General features: G+C 73.8%; 18 protein-coding genes. 3 read left to right on the forward strand and 15 right to left on the reverse strand.

All coding sequences use genetic code 11. The features are described from left to right. Positions 1-49: 49 nt before the first annotated feature. The 7 genes from CRP29_RS03820 to CRP29_RS03850 form a co-directional block, all read right to left on the reverse strand. Positions 50-2,584 (reverse strand): ATP-dependent Clp protease ATP-binding subunit, encoded by a 2,535-nt coding sequence (locus tag CRP29_RS03820; protein ID WP_097193677.1) that lies wholly within the window; start codon positions 2,582-2,584, stop codon positions 50-52. A 292-nt stretch (positions 2,585-2,876) separates the two neighbouring features. Continuing rightward, a complete protein-coding gene (locus CRP29_RS03825; RefSeq protein WP_097193678.1) occupies positions 2,877-3,224 on the reverse strand; it encodes a histone-like nucleoid-structuring protein Lsr2 in 348 nt (115 codons plus the stop codon). Between the two features lie 158 nt (positions 3,225-3,382). Next, positions 3,383-4,906 (reverse strand): bifunctional lysylphosphatidylglycerol synthetase/lysine--tRNA ligase LysX, encoded by a 1,524-nt coding sequence (lysX, locus tag CRP29_RS03830; RefSeq protein WP_245852390.1) that lies wholly within the window; start codon positions 4,904-4,906, stop codon positions 3,383-3,385. Between the two features lie 11 nt (positions 4,907-4,917). Continuing rightward, the gene (locus CRP29_RS03835) at positions 4,918-5,706 is read right to left on the reverse strand and encodes a type III pantothenate kinase (RefSeq protein WP_097194092.1); all 789 of its coding nucleotides are present in this window, start codon (positions 5,704-5,706) and stop codon (positions 4,918-4,920) included. Positions 5,707-5,731: 25 nt separating this feature from the next. Further along, a complete protein-coding gene (gene panD / locus CRP29_RS03840) occupies positions 5,732-6,157 on the reverse strand; it encodes an aspartate 1-decarboxylase (protein ID WP_097193679.1) in 426 nt (141 codons plus the stop codon). After that, complete coding sequence (gene panC, locus CRP29_RS03845) at positions 6,154-7,008, reverse strand: pantoate--beta-alanine ligase (protein WP_245852392.1); 855 nt, start codon at positions 7,006-7,008, stop codon at positions 6,154-6,156. The genes panD and panC overlap by 4 nt, the downstream gene beginning before the upstream one ends. Then, positions 7,005-7,976, reverse strand: coding sequence for a Rossmann-like and DUF2520 domain-containing protein (locus tag CRP29_RS03850; RefSeq protein ID WP_097193680.1), 972 nt, complete (start codon positions 7,974-7,976; stop codon positions 7,005-7,007). Before CRP29_RS03850 ends, panC begins: the two co-directional genes overlap by 4 nt. A gap of 277 nt (positions 7,977-8,253) precedes the next feature. On the opposite strand from CRP29_RS03850, the gene CRP29_RS03855 reads away from it, so the two are divergent. Next, positions 8,254-9,003: an SDR family oxidoreductase gene (locus CRP29_RS03855; RefSeq protein WP_097193681.1), complete on the forward strand. Its 750-nt coding sequence runs from the start codon at positions 8,254-8,256 to the stop codon at positions 9,001-9,003. 12 nt (positions 9,004-9,015) lie between these two features. On the opposite strand, the gene CRP29_RS03860 is transcribed toward CRP29_RS03855, so the two are convergent. Next, positions 9,016-10,461, reverse strand: coding sequence for a DUF6779 domain-containing protein (locus CRP29_RS03860; RefSeq protein WP_097193682.1), 1,446 nt, complete (start codon positions 10,459-10,461; stop codon positions 9,016-9,018). 89 nt (positions 10,462-10,550) lie between these two features. Between CRP29_RS03860 and CRP29_RS03865 the strand changes: the two genes are divergently transcribed. Next, positions 10,551-11,159 (forward strand): DUF1684 domain-containing protein, encoded by a 609-nt coding sequence (locus tag CRP29_RS03865; protein ID WP_097193683.1) that lies wholly within the window; start codon positions 10,551-10,553, stop codon positions 11,157-11,159. Position 11,160: 1 nt separating this feature from the next. Here CRP29_RS03865 and CRP29_RS03870 read toward each other — a convergent pair whose 3' ends face one another. The 3 genes from CRP29_RS03870 to CRP29_RS03880 all read right to left on the reverse strand — a co-directional run bounded on the left by CRP29_RS03870 (position 11,161) and on the right by CRP29_RS03880 (position 13,708). Continuing rightward, the gene (locus tag CRP29_RS03870; RefSeq protein ID WP_097193684.1) at positions 11,161-12,156 is read right to left on the reverse strand and encodes a glycine betaine ABC transporter substrate-binding protein; all 996 of its coding nucleotides are present in this window, start codon (positions 12,154-12,156) and stop codon (positions 11,161-11,163) included. 122 nt (positions 12,157-12,278) lie between these two features. After that, positions 12,279-13,013 carry an ABC transporter permease gene (locus tag CRP29_RS03875; protein ID WP_097193685.1) on the reverse strand — a complete coding sequence of 245 codons (735 nt, stop codon included), beginning with the start codon at positions 13,011-13,013 and terminating at the stop codon, positions 12,279-12,281. Beyond that, the gene (locus CRP29_RS03880) at positions 13,010-13,708 is read right to left on the reverse strand and encodes an ABC transporter permease (RefSeq protein WP_097193686.1); all 699 of its coding nucleotides are present in this window, start codon (positions 13,706-13,708) and stop codon (positions 13,010-13,012) included. Before CRP29_RS03880 ends, CRP29_RS03875 begins: the two co-directional genes overlap by 4 nt. 26 nt (positions 13,709-13,734) lie before the next feature. On the opposite strand from CRP29_RS03880, the gene CRP29_RS03885 reads away from it, so the two are divergent. Continuing rightward, the gene (locus CRP29_RS03885) at positions 13,735-14,940 is read left to right on the forward strand and encodes an ABC transporter ATP-binding protein (RefSeq protein ID WP_176522811.1); all 1,206 of its coding nucleotides are present in this window, start codon (positions 13,735-13,737) and stop codon (positions 14,938-14,940) included. On the opposite strand, the gene CRP29_RS03890 is transcribed toward CRP29_RS03885, so the two are convergent. The 4 genes from CRP29_RS03890 to folP are packed head-to-tail and all read right to left on the reverse strand — an operon-like array spanning position 14,930 to position 17,191. After that, positions 14,930-15,436, reverse strand: coding sequence for a DUF3180 domain-containing protein (locus CRP29_RS03890; protein ID WP_097193687.1), 507 nt, complete (start codon positions 15,434-15,436; stop codon positions 14,930-14,932). The genes CRP29_RS03885 and CRP29_RS03890 overlap by 11 nt on opposite strands. Positions 15,437-15,460: 24 nt before the next feature. After that, positions 15,461-15,961 carry a 2-amino-4-hydroxy-6-hydroxymethyldihydropteridine diphosphokinase gene (folK, locus tag CRP29_RS03895; protein WP_097193688.1) on the reverse strand — a complete coding sequence of 167 codons (501 nt, stop codon included), beginning with the start codon at positions 15,959-15,961 and terminating at the stop codon, positions 15,461-15,463. Beyond that, positions 15,958-16,347, reverse strand: coding sequence for a dihydroneopterin aldolase (gene folB, locus CRP29_RS03900; RefSeq protein ID WP_097193689.1), 390 nt, complete (start codon positions 16,345-16,347; stop codon positions 15,958-15,960). The genes folK and folB overlap by 4 nt, the downstream gene beginning before the upstream one ends. Further along, positions 16,340-17,191: a dihydropteroate synthase gene (folP, locus tag CRP29_RS03905; protein WP_245852394.1), complete on the reverse strand. Its 852-nt coding sequence runs from the start codon at positions 17,189-17,191 to the stop codon at positions 16,340-16,342. The genes folB and folP overlap by 8 nt, the downstream gene beginning before the upstream one ends. Between the last annotated feature and the right edge of the window lie 8 nt (positions 17,192-17,199).

The following is a 17,199-nucleotide window of genomic DNA, read 5'->3' on the forward strand; positions in this document are numbered from 1 at the left end:
CCTCCGCCCGGTGCGGGCGGAGGGGCCTCCTTCGTCGTGCGGGGGGTGCTTACTCGGCCGCGGCCGGCCCGTCCTCGTCACCCTCGGCGCCCGAGAGGGCGACCGGCGGGGTGTCCGGGACGGCGACCGGCTTGGGCTCGCCGCGGAAGGTGAACTTCTGCAGCGCGCCCTCGGCGTCGTCGACGTCCACCACGATGATCTGCCCGGCGGACAGCTCCCCGTAGAGGATCTTCTCGCTCAGCGCGTCCTCGATCTCGCGCTGGATGGTCCGGCGCAGCGGCCGGGCACCCAGGACGGGGTCGAAGCCACGGGAGGCCAGCAGCTTCTTGGCCGCGGGCGTGATCTCCAGCGCCATGTCCTTGGCCGCCAGCTGGGTCTCCACACGGGCGACCATGAGGTCGACGATGTGCACGATCTCGTTCTCGGTCAGCTGGTGGAACACGACGATGTCGTCGATGCGGTTGAGGAACTCCGGCCGGAAGTGCTGCTTGAGCTCTTCGTTGACCTTGAGCTTCATCCGCTCGTAGTTGCTCGTCGAGTCGTTACCGGCCTGGAAGCCGAGCCCGACCGCCTTCGAGATGTCCCGCGTACCGAGGTTGGTCGTGAGGATCAGGATCGTGTTCTTGAAGTCCACGATCCGGCCCTGGCCATCGGTGAGCCGACCATCTTCCAGCACCTGCAGCAGCGTGTTGAACACGTCCGCGTGCGCCTTCTCGATCTCGTCGAAGAGGACCACCGAGAACGGCTTGCGCCGCACCTTCTCGGTCAGCTGGCCACCCTCGTCGTAACCGACGTAGCCGGGGGGCGCACCGACGAGCCGCGACACGGTGAACTTGTCGTGGAATTCGCTCATGTCGATCTGGATGAGCGCGTCGTCCTCGCCGAAGAGGAAGTTCGCCAGCGCCTTGGCCAGCTCGGTCTTACCGACACCCGAGGGGCCGGCGAAGATGAACGAGCCACCGGGACGGCGCGGGTCCTTGAGACCCGCCCGCGTGCGCCGGATCGCCTGGCTGACGCTCTTGATGGCCTCTTCCTGGCCGATGATCCGCTTGTGGAGCTCGTCCTCCATGCGGAGCAGACGCGAGGTCTCCTCCTCGGTGAGCTTGAAGACGGGGATGCCGGTCCAGTTGGCCAGCACCTCGGCGATCTGCTCGTCGTCGACCTCGGCGACGACGTCCATGTCGCCGGCCTTCCACTGCTTCTCGCGCTCGGCCTTCTCGCCCAGCAGGGTCTTCTCCGTGTCGCGGAGCGCCGCGGCCTTCTCGAAGTCCTGCGCGTCGATCGCCGACTCCTTCTCGCGGCGGATGCCGGCGATCTTGTCGTCGAACTCGCGCAGGTCCGGCGGGGCGGTCATCCGCTTGATCCGCATCCGGGCGCCGGCCTCGTCGATCAGGTCGATCGCCTTGTCCGGGAGGAAGCGGTCGGAGATGTACCGGTCGGCCAGCGTCGCAGCGGCCACGAGGGCGCTGTCGGTGATGCTGATCCGGTGGTGCGCCTCGTACCGGTCGCGCAGGCCCTTGAGGATCTCGATCGTGTGGGCGAGCGTCGGCTCGCCCACCTGGATCGGCTGGAAGCGGCGCTCGAGCGCGGCGTCCTTCTCCAGGTGCTTGCGGTACTCGTCGAGCGTGGTGGCGCCGATGGTCTGCAGCTCACCGCGGGCCAGCATCGGCTTGAGGATGCTGGCGGCGTCGATCGCGCCCTCCGCGGCACCCGCACCGACGAGGGTGTGGATCTCGTCGATGAACAGGATGATGTCGCCGCGGGTGCGGATCTCCTTGAGCACCTTCTTCAGGCGCTCCTCGAAGTCACCGCGGTAGCGGGAACCGGCGACGAGCGCGCCGAGGTCCAGCGTGTAGAGCTGCTTGTCCTTCAGCGTCTCGGGCACCTCGCCCTTGACGATGGCCTGGGCCAGGCCCTCGACGACGGCGGTCTTGCCGACGCCGGGCTCGCCGATGAGGACGGGGTTGTTCTTGGTCCGGCGCGACAGGACCTGCATGACGCGCTCGATCTCCTTGGCCCGCCCGATGACCGGGTCGAGCTTGGAGTCGCGCGCGGCCTGGGTCAGGTTCCGGCCGAACTGGTCGAGGACCAGCGAGGTCGACGGCGTGCCCTCGGCCGGGCCGCCGGCCGCGGCCGGCTCCTTGCCCTGGTAGCCGGAGAGCAGCTGGATGACCTGCTGGCGGACGCGGTTGAGGTCGGCCCCGAGCTTGACGAGGACCTGGGCGGCGACGCCCTCGCCCTCGCGGATCAGGCCGAGCAGGATGTGCTCGGTGCCGATGTAGTTGTGGCCGAGCTGGAGCGCCTCGCGGAGCGAGAGCTCGAGGACCTTCTTGGCCCGCGGGGTGAAGGGGATGTGCCCGGACGGCGCCTGCTGGCCCTGCCCGATGATCTCCTCGACCTGCTGGCGGACACCCTCGAGCGAGATGCCCAGGGACTCCAGGGCCTTCGCAGCGACGCCTTCACCCTCGTGGATCAGGCCCAGGAGGATGTGCTCGGTGCCGATGTAGTTGTGGTTGAGCATCCGGGCCTCTTCTTGGGCCAGGACGACGACACGGCGGGCTCGGTCGGTGAACCGTTCGAACATCTGCTGCTTCTCCTTCGACCGGCTGGTCCGGCACTGTCCTCCCCTGGTCTGGGAAGGAGCACCCGACATCCGTCGGCGCTGGGGGCACCGGTCATTCCACTGTAGTCGCGAACCTCCCCGTCCCGTCGCGGTCCGACGGGCGTGGTGGATGGCTGTCCGGTCCAACCGATGCGCGTGGAGCGCTGTTCCGCCGGGGTTACGCCGTCAGCGGACGCCGGCGGGCGACCCGGGGACGACGGAGGCCCGGTCCCCCATGGGGAACCGGGCCTCCGCGACGTGCGGGTGGAGCGACTCAGTGAGCCGCCTCGTAGGCCTCCACCACGCCGGCCGGGATGCGGCCGCGGTCGCTGACCTGGTGGCCGTTCTTGCGGGCCCAGTCGCGGATCGCGCCGGCCTGCTCGCGGTCCATGCGACCGCCGGTGGCGCGGGAGCGACCTCCGCCGGAGGCGCCGCGGCTGCCGCGACCGACCTTGCGCGCGGCGGACACGTAGCGGGAGAAGACGTCGCGCAGTTCCGCGGCATTCTTCTCCGCGAGGTCGATCTCGTACGACGTCCCGTCGAGCGAGAAGCTCACGGTCTCGTCGGCGGGGAGATTCTCGTCGAGGTCGTCACTCAGGATGACCTGTACCTTGCGAGCCATTTCCGTTCCTCACTCCTGTTTTCCCAGCCCCGTGATCGGATGGGTGCGTCGCCGTCGGCGACGAAATCATCAAACCACAGCGACCGACCATTAGTCGCAGGCAGATCGACTATGTCACCGAATGGAGCGGTAACAGAAACTCGGATTCTCGGAAAGAGTCAGGAAGGAAGGGGGCGGACGAGCGGGAAGAGGATCGTCTCGCGAATGCCCAGTCCGGTGAGCGTCATCATGAGGCGGTCCATCCCCATGCCCATGCCGCCGGTCGGCGGCATTCCGTACTCGAGCGCCTCGAGGAAGTCCTCGTCGAGCGCCATGGCCTCGGGGTCACCCGCGGCGGCCAGCACGGTCTGCGCGGTGAACCGCTCCCGCTGCACCACGGGGTCGACCAGTTCGGAGTAGGCGGTCGCCCGCTCGATCCCCCCGATGTAGAGATCCCACTTCTCGGCCAGGCCCGGGGTCGAGCGGTGCGCGCGGGTCAGCGGCGAGGTGTCCACCGGGTAGTCGATGACGAACGTCGGGGACTGCAGCGAGTCCTGGACCAGTGCCTCGAAGATCTCCTCGACGACCTTGCCCGGCAGCCACTGCGGGTCGACGCCGACGTCGTGCCGCTCGGCGACCGCGCGGAGCGCCTCGATCGGCGTCTCCGGCGTGATCTCCTCCCCCACGGCCTCGGAGACGGCGGTGTAGAGCGGGATCTGCGGCCATTCCCCCGACAGGTCCACCTCGGTGCCGTCGTGGTGGCGCGCGGTGTGGTCGCCGAACAGCGCCGCGGCGGCGTCCTGGATCAGCTCACGGGTCACCGTGGCCATCTCCTGGTAGTCCGCATAGGCCTGATAGGCCTCCAGCATCGCGAACTCCGGGGAGTGCGAGCTGTCGGCGCCCTCGTTCCGGAAGTTGCGGTTGATCTCGAAGACCCGGTCCAGGCCACCGACGATGCAGCGCTTGAGGAACAGCTCCGGCGCGATGCGCAGGTAGAGGTCCAGGTCGAAGGCGTTCATGTGCGTGCGGAACGGCCGGGCCGCCGCGCCGCCGTGCACGGTCTGCAGCATCGGCGTCTCGACCTCGAGGTAGCCGCGCGCGGTGAGGCCGGCGCGCAGGGAGGACATCACCGTGGCGCGCTGGCGCACCGTGCGGCGGGCCTCGTCGCGCACGATCAGATCGACGTAGCGGCGGCGGACCCGCAGCTCCTCGCTCATCGGCTTGTGCGCCACCGGCAGGGGACGCAGCGACTTGGCGGTCAGCTGCCAGGAATCGGCGAAGACCGACAGCTCGCCGCGGCGCGACGTCCCCACCTCGCCGGTGACCAGCACGTGGTCGCCGAGGTCGATGTCGGCCTTCCACGCGGCGAGCGACTCCTCGCCGACGCGGTCCCGGGAGAGCATGACCTGCAGCTCGGCGTCGCCCTCGCGCAGCGTCGCGAAGCAGAGCTTGCCGGTGTTGCGGAAGAAGATCACCCGCCCGGTGACGCCGGCCTGCTCGCCGGTCATGGTGTCCGGCTCGAGGTCGGGGTGCGCGGCGCGCACGGCGGCCAGCGTCGTCGTCCGGGGAACGGTCACGGGGTACGGGTCGATGCCCGACTCGCGGAGCCGGTCGAGCTTCGCGCGACGGACGCGCATCTGCTCGGGCAGCTCGTCCATGCCGCCGTCGTCGTCCACGGCCGGGCGGTTCGGTGCGTCGTCCACGGGGCCCGAGCCTACGGGCGGGCTTGGTGGCGCTCGAAGGCCAGCCGCAGGCCGTGCACCGTCAGGTCGGGTTCCCGCTCGGAGATCGTGCGGCAGTTGTCGGCGATCAGCGGGGCCAGTCCCCCGGTGGCCACGACGACCGGAGCCGTCCCGAACTGGGCGACCAGCTCCGCGGCGATCCGGCCGACCAGCCCGTCCACGAGCCCGGCGAACCCGAGCACCAGGCCCGACTGCAGCGCGGCCACGGTGTTCTTGCCGATGGCGTGCGGGGGCGCGGTCAGTTCCACCGAGCGCAGCTGTGCGGCCCGGGAGGCCAGCGCGTCGTGGCTGACCTCGACCCCGGGTGCGAGCGCGCCGCCGAGGAACTGCCCACCGGGCCCCACGGCGTCGACGTTGGTCGAGGTGCCGAAGTCGACCACGACCACCGGCCGGGCGGCGCCTCCCGGCCCGCGGCCGAACAGCTCGTGGGCGGCCAGGGCGGTGACCACCCGGTCGGCCCCGACCTCGCGCGGGTTGTCCACGTGCAGCGGCACGCCGGTGCGCACACCGGGCCCGATGAGGACCACGGGCACGTCGAGGGAGTCCAGCAGCCGGCGGAGAGCCGGCAGCAGGGCCGGCACCGCCGAGCAGGCGGCGACGCCGGTGACCGTGGTGTCGCGCAACAGCCCCCGCCACAGCATGAGCAGCTCGTCGGAGGTGGCGTGCGGCGCCGTGGTGACCCGCCACGAGCCGACCCGGGTGGCCCCGTCGAAGGTGGCGAGGACGGTCTGGCTGTTGCCGACGTCGACGGTCAGCAGCACGGCCGCGCCCCGCCCGCCCGGGGAGTCACCGGACCGGGACGCCGAGGTCGCTGCGCTGCTGGTCGGTCGCACCGGGCACGGGTGCCGAGGGGTCGCCGCCGAGCTCGACGATCCGGTTGGCGGCGTCGACGTGCACGACCTTGGGGAGGTAGCTCTTGGCCTCGGTCTCGTCCATGCCGCCGTAGCTGATCAGGATGACCAGGTCGCCGGGGTGCACCAGGTGCGCGGCGGCGCCGTTGATGCCGATGACGCCGGTGCCGCGCTCGCCGGGGATGACGTAGGTCTCCAGCCGGGCGCCGTTGGTGATGTCGACGATCGCGACCTGCTCGCCGGGGATCAGGTCGGCGGCGTCGAGGAGGTCCTCGTCGACGGTCACCGAACCCACGTAGTGCAGGTCGGCCTGGGTGACCGTCGCACGGTGGATCTTGGACTTGAGCATCGTGCGCATCATGCGAGGTCTCCCAGGGTCACAGCGGTGTTGTCGAGGAGTCGGGTGCTGCCGGCGCGGACGGCGACCAGCAGGCGGGCGGGTCCGGCGGCGGGCGCCGGCCCCAGGTCGGTATCGGTGAGTTCGAGGTAGTCCTGGAACAGGTCCGGGCGCCGGTCGAGGACCGCCCGGGCCGCGGCGAGGACGGCCTCGGCGCCCTGCGCCCCGGCCGCGGCACCGGCACGCAGCGCGGCGGAGATCGTCGCGGCGGCGGCCCGCTGCTCGGCGTCGAGATAGCGGTTGCGGCTGGACAGCGCCAGTCCGTCGTCCTCGCGGACGGTCGGTACCCCGACCACCTCGACCGGGAGCGCCAGCTCCCGCGCCATGGACCGGACGAGGGTCAGCTGCTGGTAGTCCTTCTCGCCGAAGAAGGCGAGGTCCGGCCGCACCAGCCCGAACAGCTTGGCGACGACGGTGAGCACGCCGGCGAAGTGCCCCGGGCGGACCGCGCCCTCGAGCACCGAGCCCAGCGGGCCCGGGTCGACGATCACGCCGACGGCGGACGGCGGGTAGACCTCCTCGACCGGCGGGTGGAAGACGACGTCGGCACCCTCGTCGGCCAGGGCGTCCAGGTCCTCCTGCCAGGTCCGGGGGTAGCGGTCGAAGTCCTCGCCGGGGGCGAACTGGGTCGGGTTCACGAAGATCGAGACGACGACGCTTCCGGCGGTCTCCTTCGCCGCGCGGACGAGCGCCCGGTGCCCCTCGTGCAGCGCACCCATGGTCGGCACCAGCGCCACCGGACCGGGCAGCCTCGCGCGCAGGGCGGCGAGGTCCGCGGCCGACTCGACCACCTCGGGACGGAAGAGGACGGTCACCGCGCGGCCTCCTCGTCGTGGGTCTCCGCCGGGGTGGCGGGGTGGGTGGACGAGCGCAGCAGGTCGAGCAGCGGGGCGCCCTCGTGCGGCTTGAGCCGGCCGGCGGCCAGCGCGCGCTCGGTGGTGCGGCGGGCCATCGCGACGTAGGCGGCGACGGACTCCGGCGCCCGCTCGGCGAGGGTCTCCACGTGGCGTCCGACCGTGCCGACGTCGCCCCGGCTGACCGGACCGGTCAGCCCGCGGTCGCCGCGGCGCAGCCCGTTGTCCAGGGCGGCGGAGAGCAGCGGCGCGAGGATCCGGGCCGGTTCGGAGACCCCGGCGGTGCGCAGCAGGTCCGCGGCCTCGGCCACCAGGGTGACCAGGTGGTTGGCGCCGGTGACCAGCGCCGCGTGGTACAGCGTGCGGTCGCCCTCGGCGACGAAGAACGGCTCGCCGCCCATCTCCAGGACCAGCGTCTCGGCGACCGGGCGGTAGGAGGGGTGGCTGGTCACCCCGAAGGGGGTGCCTGCGAGCCGGTCGGCGTCCTCGGGGGCGCCGGTGAAGGTCATCGCCGGGTGCAGGGCGAGCGGCAGGACACCGGCGCGCTCGGCGGGGGCGAGCACCGCCAGGCCGTGCGCGCCGGAGGTGTGGAAGGCGAGCTGACCGGCCCGCCAGGCACCGGTCTCGGCGAGGCCGGCGACGAGGCCGGGGAGGGTGTCGTCGGGAACGGCGAGGACGACCAGGTCCGCCGCGGCGACCACCTGGTCCGCGGGCAGCAGCGGCACGCCCGGCAGCAGGCGGGCGGCCCTCTCGGCGGATGCGGCGGACAGGCCGGAGGCGGCGACGACGTCGTGACCTGCGGCGGAGAGCGCGGCGCCGAGGACGGCGCCGACACGGCCGGCGCCGATGATCCCCACGCGCAGGCGCGCGGGCGCATCGGCAGCCGAGGGGAGTCCGGCAGCGCGGACGTTCCTGCGGGCAGCAGGCATCGGTGCACCTCTCGTTCCAGTCCCGAACGGGTACCGGACGTCGGTTCACGGCTCCCAGGGTCGGGAGCCGGGTCGTGCTGGTCTCGCGGGCCGTACCGGCGTGGCCTGCTGCAACCGTGGGTGTCGCGCAGGAAGAACGCCGAGGGCGAGTGTGGAACTCCCTCGTCCGGTGTGCAACGCGCGGGCGGTGTGGCATGGCTCACGCGGGGTGGCGGCCGTGCCGCCGGGAGCCGCACCTAACGTGACCCGGAACACCCCTACAGCGACAGGAGACGGCGTGGACAGCTTCGAGGGACGGACCGCTCTGGTGACCGGCGGAAGCCGCGGCATCGGCCTGGGCATCGCCCAGAGCCTGGTGAAGCGCGGCGCGAAGGTGGTGCTCACGGCCCGCAAGCCCGAGGCGCTCGCCGAGGCGGTCGAGACGCTCGGTGGGCCCGACGTCGCCGTCGCGGTCGCGGGCAACGCCGGTGACGCCGCGCACCGCGCCGCCGCCGTGCGCACCGCCGTCGACACCTTCGGCAGCCTGGACATGCTGGTCGGCAACGTGGGCATCAACCCGGTCTACGGCCCGATGATGGACCTCGACCTCGACGCCTTCCGCAAGATCCTCGACACCAACGTGGTCGCGTCGCTGGACCTCGTGCAGCAGGCCTGGCGGGCGTGGATGTCCGAGCACGGCGGCTCGGTGCTGTTCGTGGCGTCGGTGGCCGGGTTGCGGTCCTCGCAGATGATCGGCGGATACGGCGTGAGCAAGGCGGCGGTCATCAACATGACCGCGCAGCTCGCAGTGGAGATGGGCCCGAAGGTCCGGGTCAACGCGGTGGCCCCGGCCGTGGTGAAGACCCGCTTCGCCGAGGCCCTGTACGAAGGCCGCGAGGCCGAGGTGGCCGCGGGCTACCCGGTCGGCCGGCTCGGTGTGCCCGAGGACGTCGGCGAGGCAGCGGCCTACCTGCTGGGCGACGGCGCCGGCTGGGTCACCGGCCAGACGCTGGTGCTCGACGGAGGCTCGGGCGTCAAGGGCCGCTGACGGCGGGACCGCTCAGTCGCGGCCGAGCACCCGGGAGAGCACGTCGTCGGAGCCGTCGCCGTCCTCGCGGTAGCGGCGCCGCCGCCGGCCGCCGGCCGCGGGGCTGACGCCGTTCTCGGCCAGGATCTCGGCGAGCCGGTTGGCGCTGCCCGGGGACGTGGTCGGGCCGGCCGGCTGCACCGGCGGGAGCGCCGGGGTGGGGGCCGGGTCGGGCATCGCGACGCGGTACCCGCCGCGGTCCTCGATGCGGGGCCGGGCCCGCCCCGGACCGGGCTGCTCGGCCGTGCGCGCCTCGGCGACCGGCACCGGGGGCAGCTCGGCGTCGTCGCTCCGGCGACGCCGCGGGGAGGGCCGCGGCGGCGCCGGCCGCACCGCCGGCACCTCGGGAGCGGCGGGCAGCTCCGCGGCGGCCGGCACCTCCGGGACGTCGAGCAGCTCGCGGGCCACCAGCCAGTCCAGCGGCGAGGGCGGCGGCGCGACGGGGGTGGGCGGCGGGAGCAGCGGGAACGTCGTCGTGGCCGGCGCGCGGGGCGCGGGGTCCGCCGGCGCGGGATCGGGGACGCCCGGCGCGGCGGTCGGGGGCGGTCCCAGCCGGGAGGGCTGCGGCCCGGCGAACACGCTGGTGTGCGGGGCGGGCGGCGTCCAGGACGCGGCGGTGTGCGGGGCCGGCGAGGGGCGGACGTCGGTCCGCTCCACCCGCACCTGCTCGAACTGCCGGGTCTCGCGCGCCTCGTCGAGACGGACGGCGGGCCAGCCGCCGGTCAGCTCGCGCGGGGTCTCGTCACCCCAGGATGCCTCCAGCGTTCGGGTCGGCTCCCCCGGCACCCGGCTGGCCTGGGTGCGCATGACGATCCGCTCGATCAGCATCTCCGAGGAGAGCTGCTCGGTCAGCTCCGCACGCAGCCGGCCCATGTCGTCGCGCAGCTCGTGCAGCTGGCCCAGCTCGTGCCGCAGCGAGCCCAGCGCCACGATGTCGTCGCGCATCGCGGCCACCCGGGCGACCTCCTCGCGCAGGCCGGACAGGCCGGAGAGGTCCGCGCGCAGCGCCGCCACGCCGGCGACCTGGTCGCGCAGCTCGGCGAGCGCGGCGAGCTCGCCGCGGAGCGCGTCGAGCTCCTCGCGCATCGTCTGCTCGGTCTGCCGCCGCAGCTCGTTCTCCAGCTCGAGCTCGTACTCGCGACGGGCGGCGACCTCGAGGTCGAGCTCGTGCTCGTAGGTCCGGCGCAGCTGCGCCTCGCGGGCGGCCGCGGCCGCCCGGTCGCCCCCCCGGCGCCCGGCGGCGAAGGTGGCGAGCACGAAGGCCCAGGCCACGGCGACGACGGCGATCCGGAGGTACTGGGGGTTGTCGGTGAGGAAGACGGCCAGGGTGGCGGCCGCCGCCAGCAGGAAGCCTCCGGCGACGACCAGCACACGCCTGGGGACCCCACCGGCGACGGCGTCGTCGTGGCTGCGGGGCATGCACCAAGCGTAGCGGCGCGACCCCTCGTCGTTCATCCTCCGGAGGTCGGCGTCCTGCCGTCGTCGGGACCGGCTGGGACAGTGGGCCGGTGACCCTGTCGCTGCTGGACTGGCGCCGCCGCACGGCCGCGCTCTACGCCGCCACCCGTTCCTCCGCCGACCCCGAGGCGGGGTGGCGCACCTGGCGGGACGGCCGGGACGAGCTGTTCGCCACGCACCCCGACTCGCCGCTCGACGCCGCCGCCCGCGCGACGTTCGACGGGCTGCCGTTCGCCCCCTACGACCCCGCGCTCCGGTTCGAGCCGGTGCTGGAGCGCGCCGAGCCCGCCCGGCTGGAGATCCCGACGGCGGCCGACGGAAGCGTGCCGCTGGAGCGGATCGGTGCCGTGGCGCTCCCGGGGCTGGGCCGGCTGGACGTGTGGTGGGTCGCGCTCTACGGCGGCGGCGTGTTCGTGCCGCTGCGCGACGGGACGGCGGGGCGCACCACGTACGGCGGCGGGCGCTACCTGCTCGACACCGTCAAGGGCGCCGACCTCGGCAGCACCGGGGACCGGCTGGTGCTCGACCTCAACCTGGCCTACCACCCGTCCTGCGCCTACGACCCGCGCTGGTCGTGCCCGCTGGCACCCGAGGGCAACCGGCTCGAGGCGCCGGTCGCCGCCGGGGAGCAGCTGCCCCCCGGCGGCGGCTGGTACTAGCTCAGTCCTGGGCGAGCGCGCCGTCGGAGCTGAAGACCAGGCCGACCGAGATCTCGCCCTGCTGGATGGCGGCCTTGGTCAGCGGGCCACCGGCGTCGAGCTCGCGGAAGCTGTCGAACTCCAGCCCGTAGGTCTCCTCGAGACCCGGCTGGCAGAACGGCCGCTCGGGGCACTCGGCCGGACCACCGAGGATGAGCGACCCGTCGCCGCAGGCGTCGGCCAGCTCCGAGAGCGTGCTGACGCCGAGCTCGTCGGCGAACGCCGTGGTGACGGCGAAGGCGTTCTGGTCGGCGGCCTCGGACGGCTCCCCGAACACGAGCCCGTTGGCCTCGGCGAGCGGCTGCAGCGCGGCCACGGTCGCGTCGACGTCCCCGGACGCGATCTCGCTGTTCTCGTCGTCCTCGAGGAACTCGGTGACCGTGGACAGGTACTCGGGGAACACCTGGATCTGGCCGGACTTCAGCGCCTGCAGGTACAGCTCGCGGTTGCCCACCTCCTGGACCGAGGCGTCGAAGCCCGCGGCGGTGAGGACGTCGGCGTAGATGGTCGCCAGCACGGTGGACTCGGTGAAGTTGCCGCCGCCCACGACGATCGCGCCGCTGCCCTGCTCCAGCCCCTCGGTGACACCGGACTCCTCGACCCAGCCCGCGGCCACCTCGTCCGCGCTCTGCCGCTCGACGTCGACCGCGGCGTTGAGCGCGATGAGGTCGTCGGTCGTCAGGGCGGCGGAGATCGCGTCCAGCGCCGGCAGGAGCGCCGGGTTGGAAGCCGCGGTGGCTGCGTTGACCGCCGGGATGACGTTGTCGGCGTTCTGCAGCTCCATGTCGTCCTCGAGGACGACGAGCTGGTCACCCTCGATGGGGACGCAGGCCTCGCCGGAGGCCGTGCCGCCGCCGCTGCCGCCCTCGTCGGAGCCGGAGGAACCGGACTCCCCGCAGGCGGCGGTCAGTGCCACCGCCATCGCGAGAGGAGCTAGAACCCGGATACGCGTGCGCATGGTGCCCGCCTTCTGTGTCCCGTGGCCGCCCTGTTGCAGCCACGCGTGTCTGGCGGGAGGTTTCCCGCACTGGTCATCGAACCGAAGTGTTGCGCGCAACGCAATGCGTTTCCGCATCGGGGTCAGAGCGGCACGCCGCTGGCGGTGGGTTCCGGCTGCCCGGCGACCGTGCGGTCGCGCAGCCGGAGCAGCGCGGCGCGCCCGGGTCCGGGCGTCAGGACCCGCGACAGCAGCACCAGCGCGAGCTCGGTGAGCAGCGCGAGTGCCGCGATGAGGATGGCCCCGGCGATGATCTGGCCGTAGTCCTGCTGGCCGAAGCCGAGGTTCACGATCCGGCCGAGCCCGCCGCCGCCGACGAGCGCGGCCAGTCCGGCGGTGGCCACGACCTGCACCGCCGCCGTCCGCAGGCCGGTCATGACCAGCGGCAGGGCCAGCGGCAGCTCCACGCGGGTGATCACCTGCCTGCGGGTCATGCCCATGCCGCGCGCGGCCTCCCGCACGTCGGCGTCGACGCCGCGGAACCCGACGTAGGTGTTGGTGAGGATCGGGGGGATCGCGAAGACGGCGAGCGCGATGGTCGTCGCCCGGTTGCCGAAGCCGATGGGGCTGACCGCGAACAGGGTCAGCAGGGCCAGCGTCGGGACGGCGCGGCTCACGTTGGACAGCACGACGACGGCGCCGCCCCCCCGCCCCGCGCTGCCCAGCGCCACGCCGACGGGGAAGGCCAGGACGAACGCGGCGAGAACCGCGACCGCCGAGATGGCCAGGTGCTCGCCCAGCAGCTCGAGGATGCCGCTGCGGCGGGTCCAGTTGAGCGGGTCGTTGAGGTAGGCGATCGCGTCGCCGAAGCCGGTCATGCCCGCCCCGCCCGGGCCCAGGGCGTGAGCAGCCGCTCGACGCCGGCGAGCACGACGTCGGCGACGAGGGCGAGCAGTACGCAGCCGACGGCCCCGGTGACGATCTCGGCCCGGTAGAAGTTGGCGTTGAACCCGCCGGTGATCAGCTGCCCGAGGCCGCCGTGCCCGACCAGCACGCCCACCGTCGTGAGGGCGACCGTGGACACGGTGGCGATGCGCAGCCCGGCCATGAACGCCGGCAGCGCGAGCGGGAGCTCGATCTGCCAGAACCGGCGCACGGCGCCGTAGCCCATGCCGCGGGCGGCCTCCTGCACGTCGGCCGGCACGCCCTGCAGCCCGACGAGGAAGTTGCGCACCAGGATGACCAGCGAGTACGCGGTCAGCCCGACCAGCACGGTCGTCGCGCTCAGCCCGGTGAACGGGAAGATCAGCGCGAACATGGCCAGCGACGGGATCGTGTAGACGATCGTGGACAGGCCGAGCACCGCACCGCCCAGCAGCCGGCTGCGGCGGGCGAGGAGGGCCAGCGGCAGCGCGATCGCCGTGCCGATCAGGACCGCACCGATCGTCAACCGGACGTGCTCGCCGAGGTAGCCCATGATGGTGTCCCAGTTGTCGGCCACGTAGGAGCCGTCGAACCACGGGTTCGGTGCCTCGTCCACCGCGAGCACCGCGTCCACCCCCGCGCTCAGCACCGGGCGCTGTCCTGGAAGGTCACGACGTGGACGCTACTGCGCAGGCCGGTCGACCGGCGAGCTCGACCGACGCCCCCTCGTCCGGCAGCTCGGCGGTCGACATCCGGCTGGAGGGGATCAGCAAGGTCTACGCCGACGGCACCGTCGGCGTCGCCGAGCTGGACCTGACCTTCGCCGCCGGCGAGCTCACCGTCCTGGTCGGGCCGTCCGGCTGCGGCAAGACCACGACGATGAAGATGATCAACCGGCTGATCGAGCCGACGACCGGCCGGATCCTGCTCGGCGGCGAGGACGTCACCCGCGCCGACCCCGAGCAGCTGCGCCGGCGGATCGGCTACGTCATCCAGAGCATCGGCCTGTTCCCGCACCAGACGGTGCGCGCGAACGTCGGCACGGTCCCGCGGCTGCTGGGCTGGGACAAGCACCGCATCCGGACCCGGGTGGACGAGCTGCTGACCACCGTCGGCCTGGACCCGGCGGCCCACGGGGACCGGTATCCGGCGCAGCTGTCCGGTGGTCAGCGGCAGCGGGCCGGTGTCGCGCGGGCGCTGGCCGCCGACCCGCCCGTGCTGCTCGTCGACGAGCCGTTCTCCGCCGTCGACCCCGTGGTGCGGGAGCGGCTCCAGTCGGAGTTCCTGCGCCTGCAGCAGGCGGTCCGCAAGACGATCGTCTTCGTCACCCACGACATCGAGGAGGCGGTCCGCATCGGTGACCGGATCGCCGTGATGAGCCAGGGCGGCCGGGTCGAGCAGTACGCCACCCCCGCCGAGCTCCTCGGCCGGCCGGCCAACGAGTTCGTCGCCGACTTCGTCGGCGCCGACCGCGGGCTCAAGCGGCTCGCCGTCACCGGCATCGACCCCCGCGACCTGGAGCGCCCCCCGGTGGTGCACGTCGCCGACGGCCTGGCCGACGCCCGGGCCGCGCAGGAGCGGGCCGGCGCCCGCTGGGCCGTCGTCCTCGACGACGAGGACAAGCTGCACGGCTGGCTCTCGCTCGACCGCGCCGTCGGCGCCGGAACGGTGGGCTCGGCGGCCCGGCGGATGGAGGCGTGGGTGCCGGCGGACGCCTCGCTCAAGGCCGCGTTCGCCACGATGCTGCAGCACGAGGCGGGGTGGGTGGCCGTCCTGGACGGCGACCGGTTCCTGGGGGTGCTCACCCCGGAGTCGCTGCACGCGGCGCTGCGCCGCTCGGTGGAGGGCACCGTGCCGGAGACCGCGGGCGCTACGCGCTGACCCCCTCGGAGGGTCCCGTCTCCTCCGGGGGGATCCGGCAGACCGACTCGAGCCAGAGCGCGGCGGCGACCAGGCCGAGCGAGCAGCCGATCCCGATCGCCGCGGTGACGGTGTCGCCGCCCGCGGCCTGGACCCGGTCCGCCGCCGGCCCGACGTGCGCGAGCACCCCGCCCCAGACGCCGGTGAAGACGGCGCCGACGTAGGCGCTGGCCTGGGCGAGCACCACCAGCCGGGCGACGAGCAGCGGCTCGACCCGGCGCACCGCGGGCTCTCCCGGTCGCGGCGCGCGGCCCGCGCGGGCGTCCCGCTCGGCCGCGAGCCGGGTCCGCAGGGTGCGCGCGCCCAGCGCCTCGGCGATCGCCAGCACGGCCAGCGGCGCGGGCAGCCACCAGTCCAGCGCGGGCAGCGAGCCGTACCAGGCGCGGACGAGCAGCCAGCTCGCGACGGCCAGCCCCAGGGCGAGGACGGCGAGATCGCGACGGCGCACGGGGGTCATCGGCGTCGGCTCATCGGCGTCGGCTCACCGCTCGTCCCGCCGCACGACGGCGTCGACCTCGGCGCGGTCGAGGGCGGCGACGAGGTCGCGCACCCGGCCGCGCCCGGGGAGCTCGGCGTCGGCGTCGACGGCCAGCCACGGCACCAGGACGAACGCCCGCTCGTGCGCCCGGGGGTGCGGCAGGGTGAGCTCCGGGTCGTCGGAGCGGACCGGGCGCCCGTCGGCCCCCTGCACGGTGACGACGTCCACGTCCAGCGTGCGGGCGCCCCAGCGCACCTCCCGGGTGCGCCCGGCTGCCTGCTCCAGCTCGTGCGCGCGGGCCAGCCAGCCCGCGGCGTCGCGGTTGCCGTCCAGGACCGCGACGGCGTTCAGGTAGGGCGGCTGCTCGACCGGCCCCCAGGGCGGGGTCTCGTACAGCCCGGAGGAGGCCACCTCGCCGTCGGCGGCCAGCGCGGCCAGCGCGGTGCGCAGGGTGCCGGCCCGGTCGCCGAGGTTGGCGCCCAGCGAGAGGACGACGCGGCTCATGGCCGCTCGCGGCGGATGCTCACGGTCACGTCGTCGAAGGGCACGCCCAGCTCGGCCTGCGGCTTGTGCACGGTGATCTCCGCCGCGGCGACCAGCGGGTCGGCCAGGCAGACGTCGGCCAGTCGCTGGCACAGCGTCTCGAGCAGGTCGACCGGCTCGCCGACCAGCACGCGGTGCAGCTGCTGCGCCAGGTCGGCGTAGTTCACGGTCAGGGCGAGGTCGTCACCGGCGGCCGCGGGGGCGGTGTCCACCTCGAGGACGGCGTCGACGGTGAACAGCTGCCCGCGCTCGCGCTCGAAGGCGTAGACGCCGTGGTGGGCGTGCGCCCGCAGCCCCCGCACCGCGATGCGGTCCGGTACGCGGCGGGGGGACGGGGACTCAGCCACGACGGACCCTCCGCGCCGCGCGAACGGCCTCCAGCGTGCGCAGCGCGTCGACGGACGCGGCCGCGTCGTGCACCCGCACCCCCCACGCCCCGGCCTCGGCGGCCAGCACCGTGGTGGCGAGGGTCGCGGCGTCCCGCTCGTCCGCGGGGCGGGGCGCGCCGTCGGGGCCGGCGAGCAGCCGTCCCAGGAAGGTCTTGCGGGACGCGCCGACCAGGACCGGCAGCCCCAGCGCGGTCAGCCGGTCCAGCCCCGCCAGCAGCGCCCAGTTGTGCTCGGCGCGCTTGGCGAAGCCCAGGCCGGGGTCCAGGACGAGCTGCTCGGGGGCGACCCCGGCGGCGACGACGTCCTCCACGCGCGCGGTGAGCTCCGCGCACACCTCGGTGACCACGTCCCCGTACTGGGCGGCGGCGTACATCTCGCGACTGTGCCCGCGCCAGTGCATGAGCACCCACGGCACGCGGGCCTCGGCGACCAGCTCGGCCATGTTCTTGTCGGCCAGCCCGCCGCTCACGTCGTTGACCAGCTGCGCACCCGCGGCGAGGGCGGCCTCGGCCACCTCCGCGCGGGTGGTGTCCACGCTGGTGCGCACACCCGCGGCGGAGAGCTCGCGGACGACGGGCACGACCCGGCCGCACTCCTCGCCGGCGTCGACGCGGTCGGCGCCGGGCCGGGTCGACTCGCCGCCCACGTCGACGTAGTCGGCCCCGGCGGCGTGCATCGCCAGGCCGTGCTCGATCGCCGTCGCCGGGTCGGAGAAGCAGCCGCCGTCGGAGAACGAGTCGGGCGTGACGTTGAGGACGCCCATGACCAGGCAGCGTCCCGGTCGCGGGAGGGCGATCCCCACCGCGTCCG

The organism is Blastococcus aggregatus, assembly GCF_900221005.1.
Taxonomy (GTDB): domain Bacteria; phylum Actinomycetota; class Actinomycetes; order Mycobacteriales; family Geodermatophilaceae; genus Blastococcus; species Blastococcus aggregatus.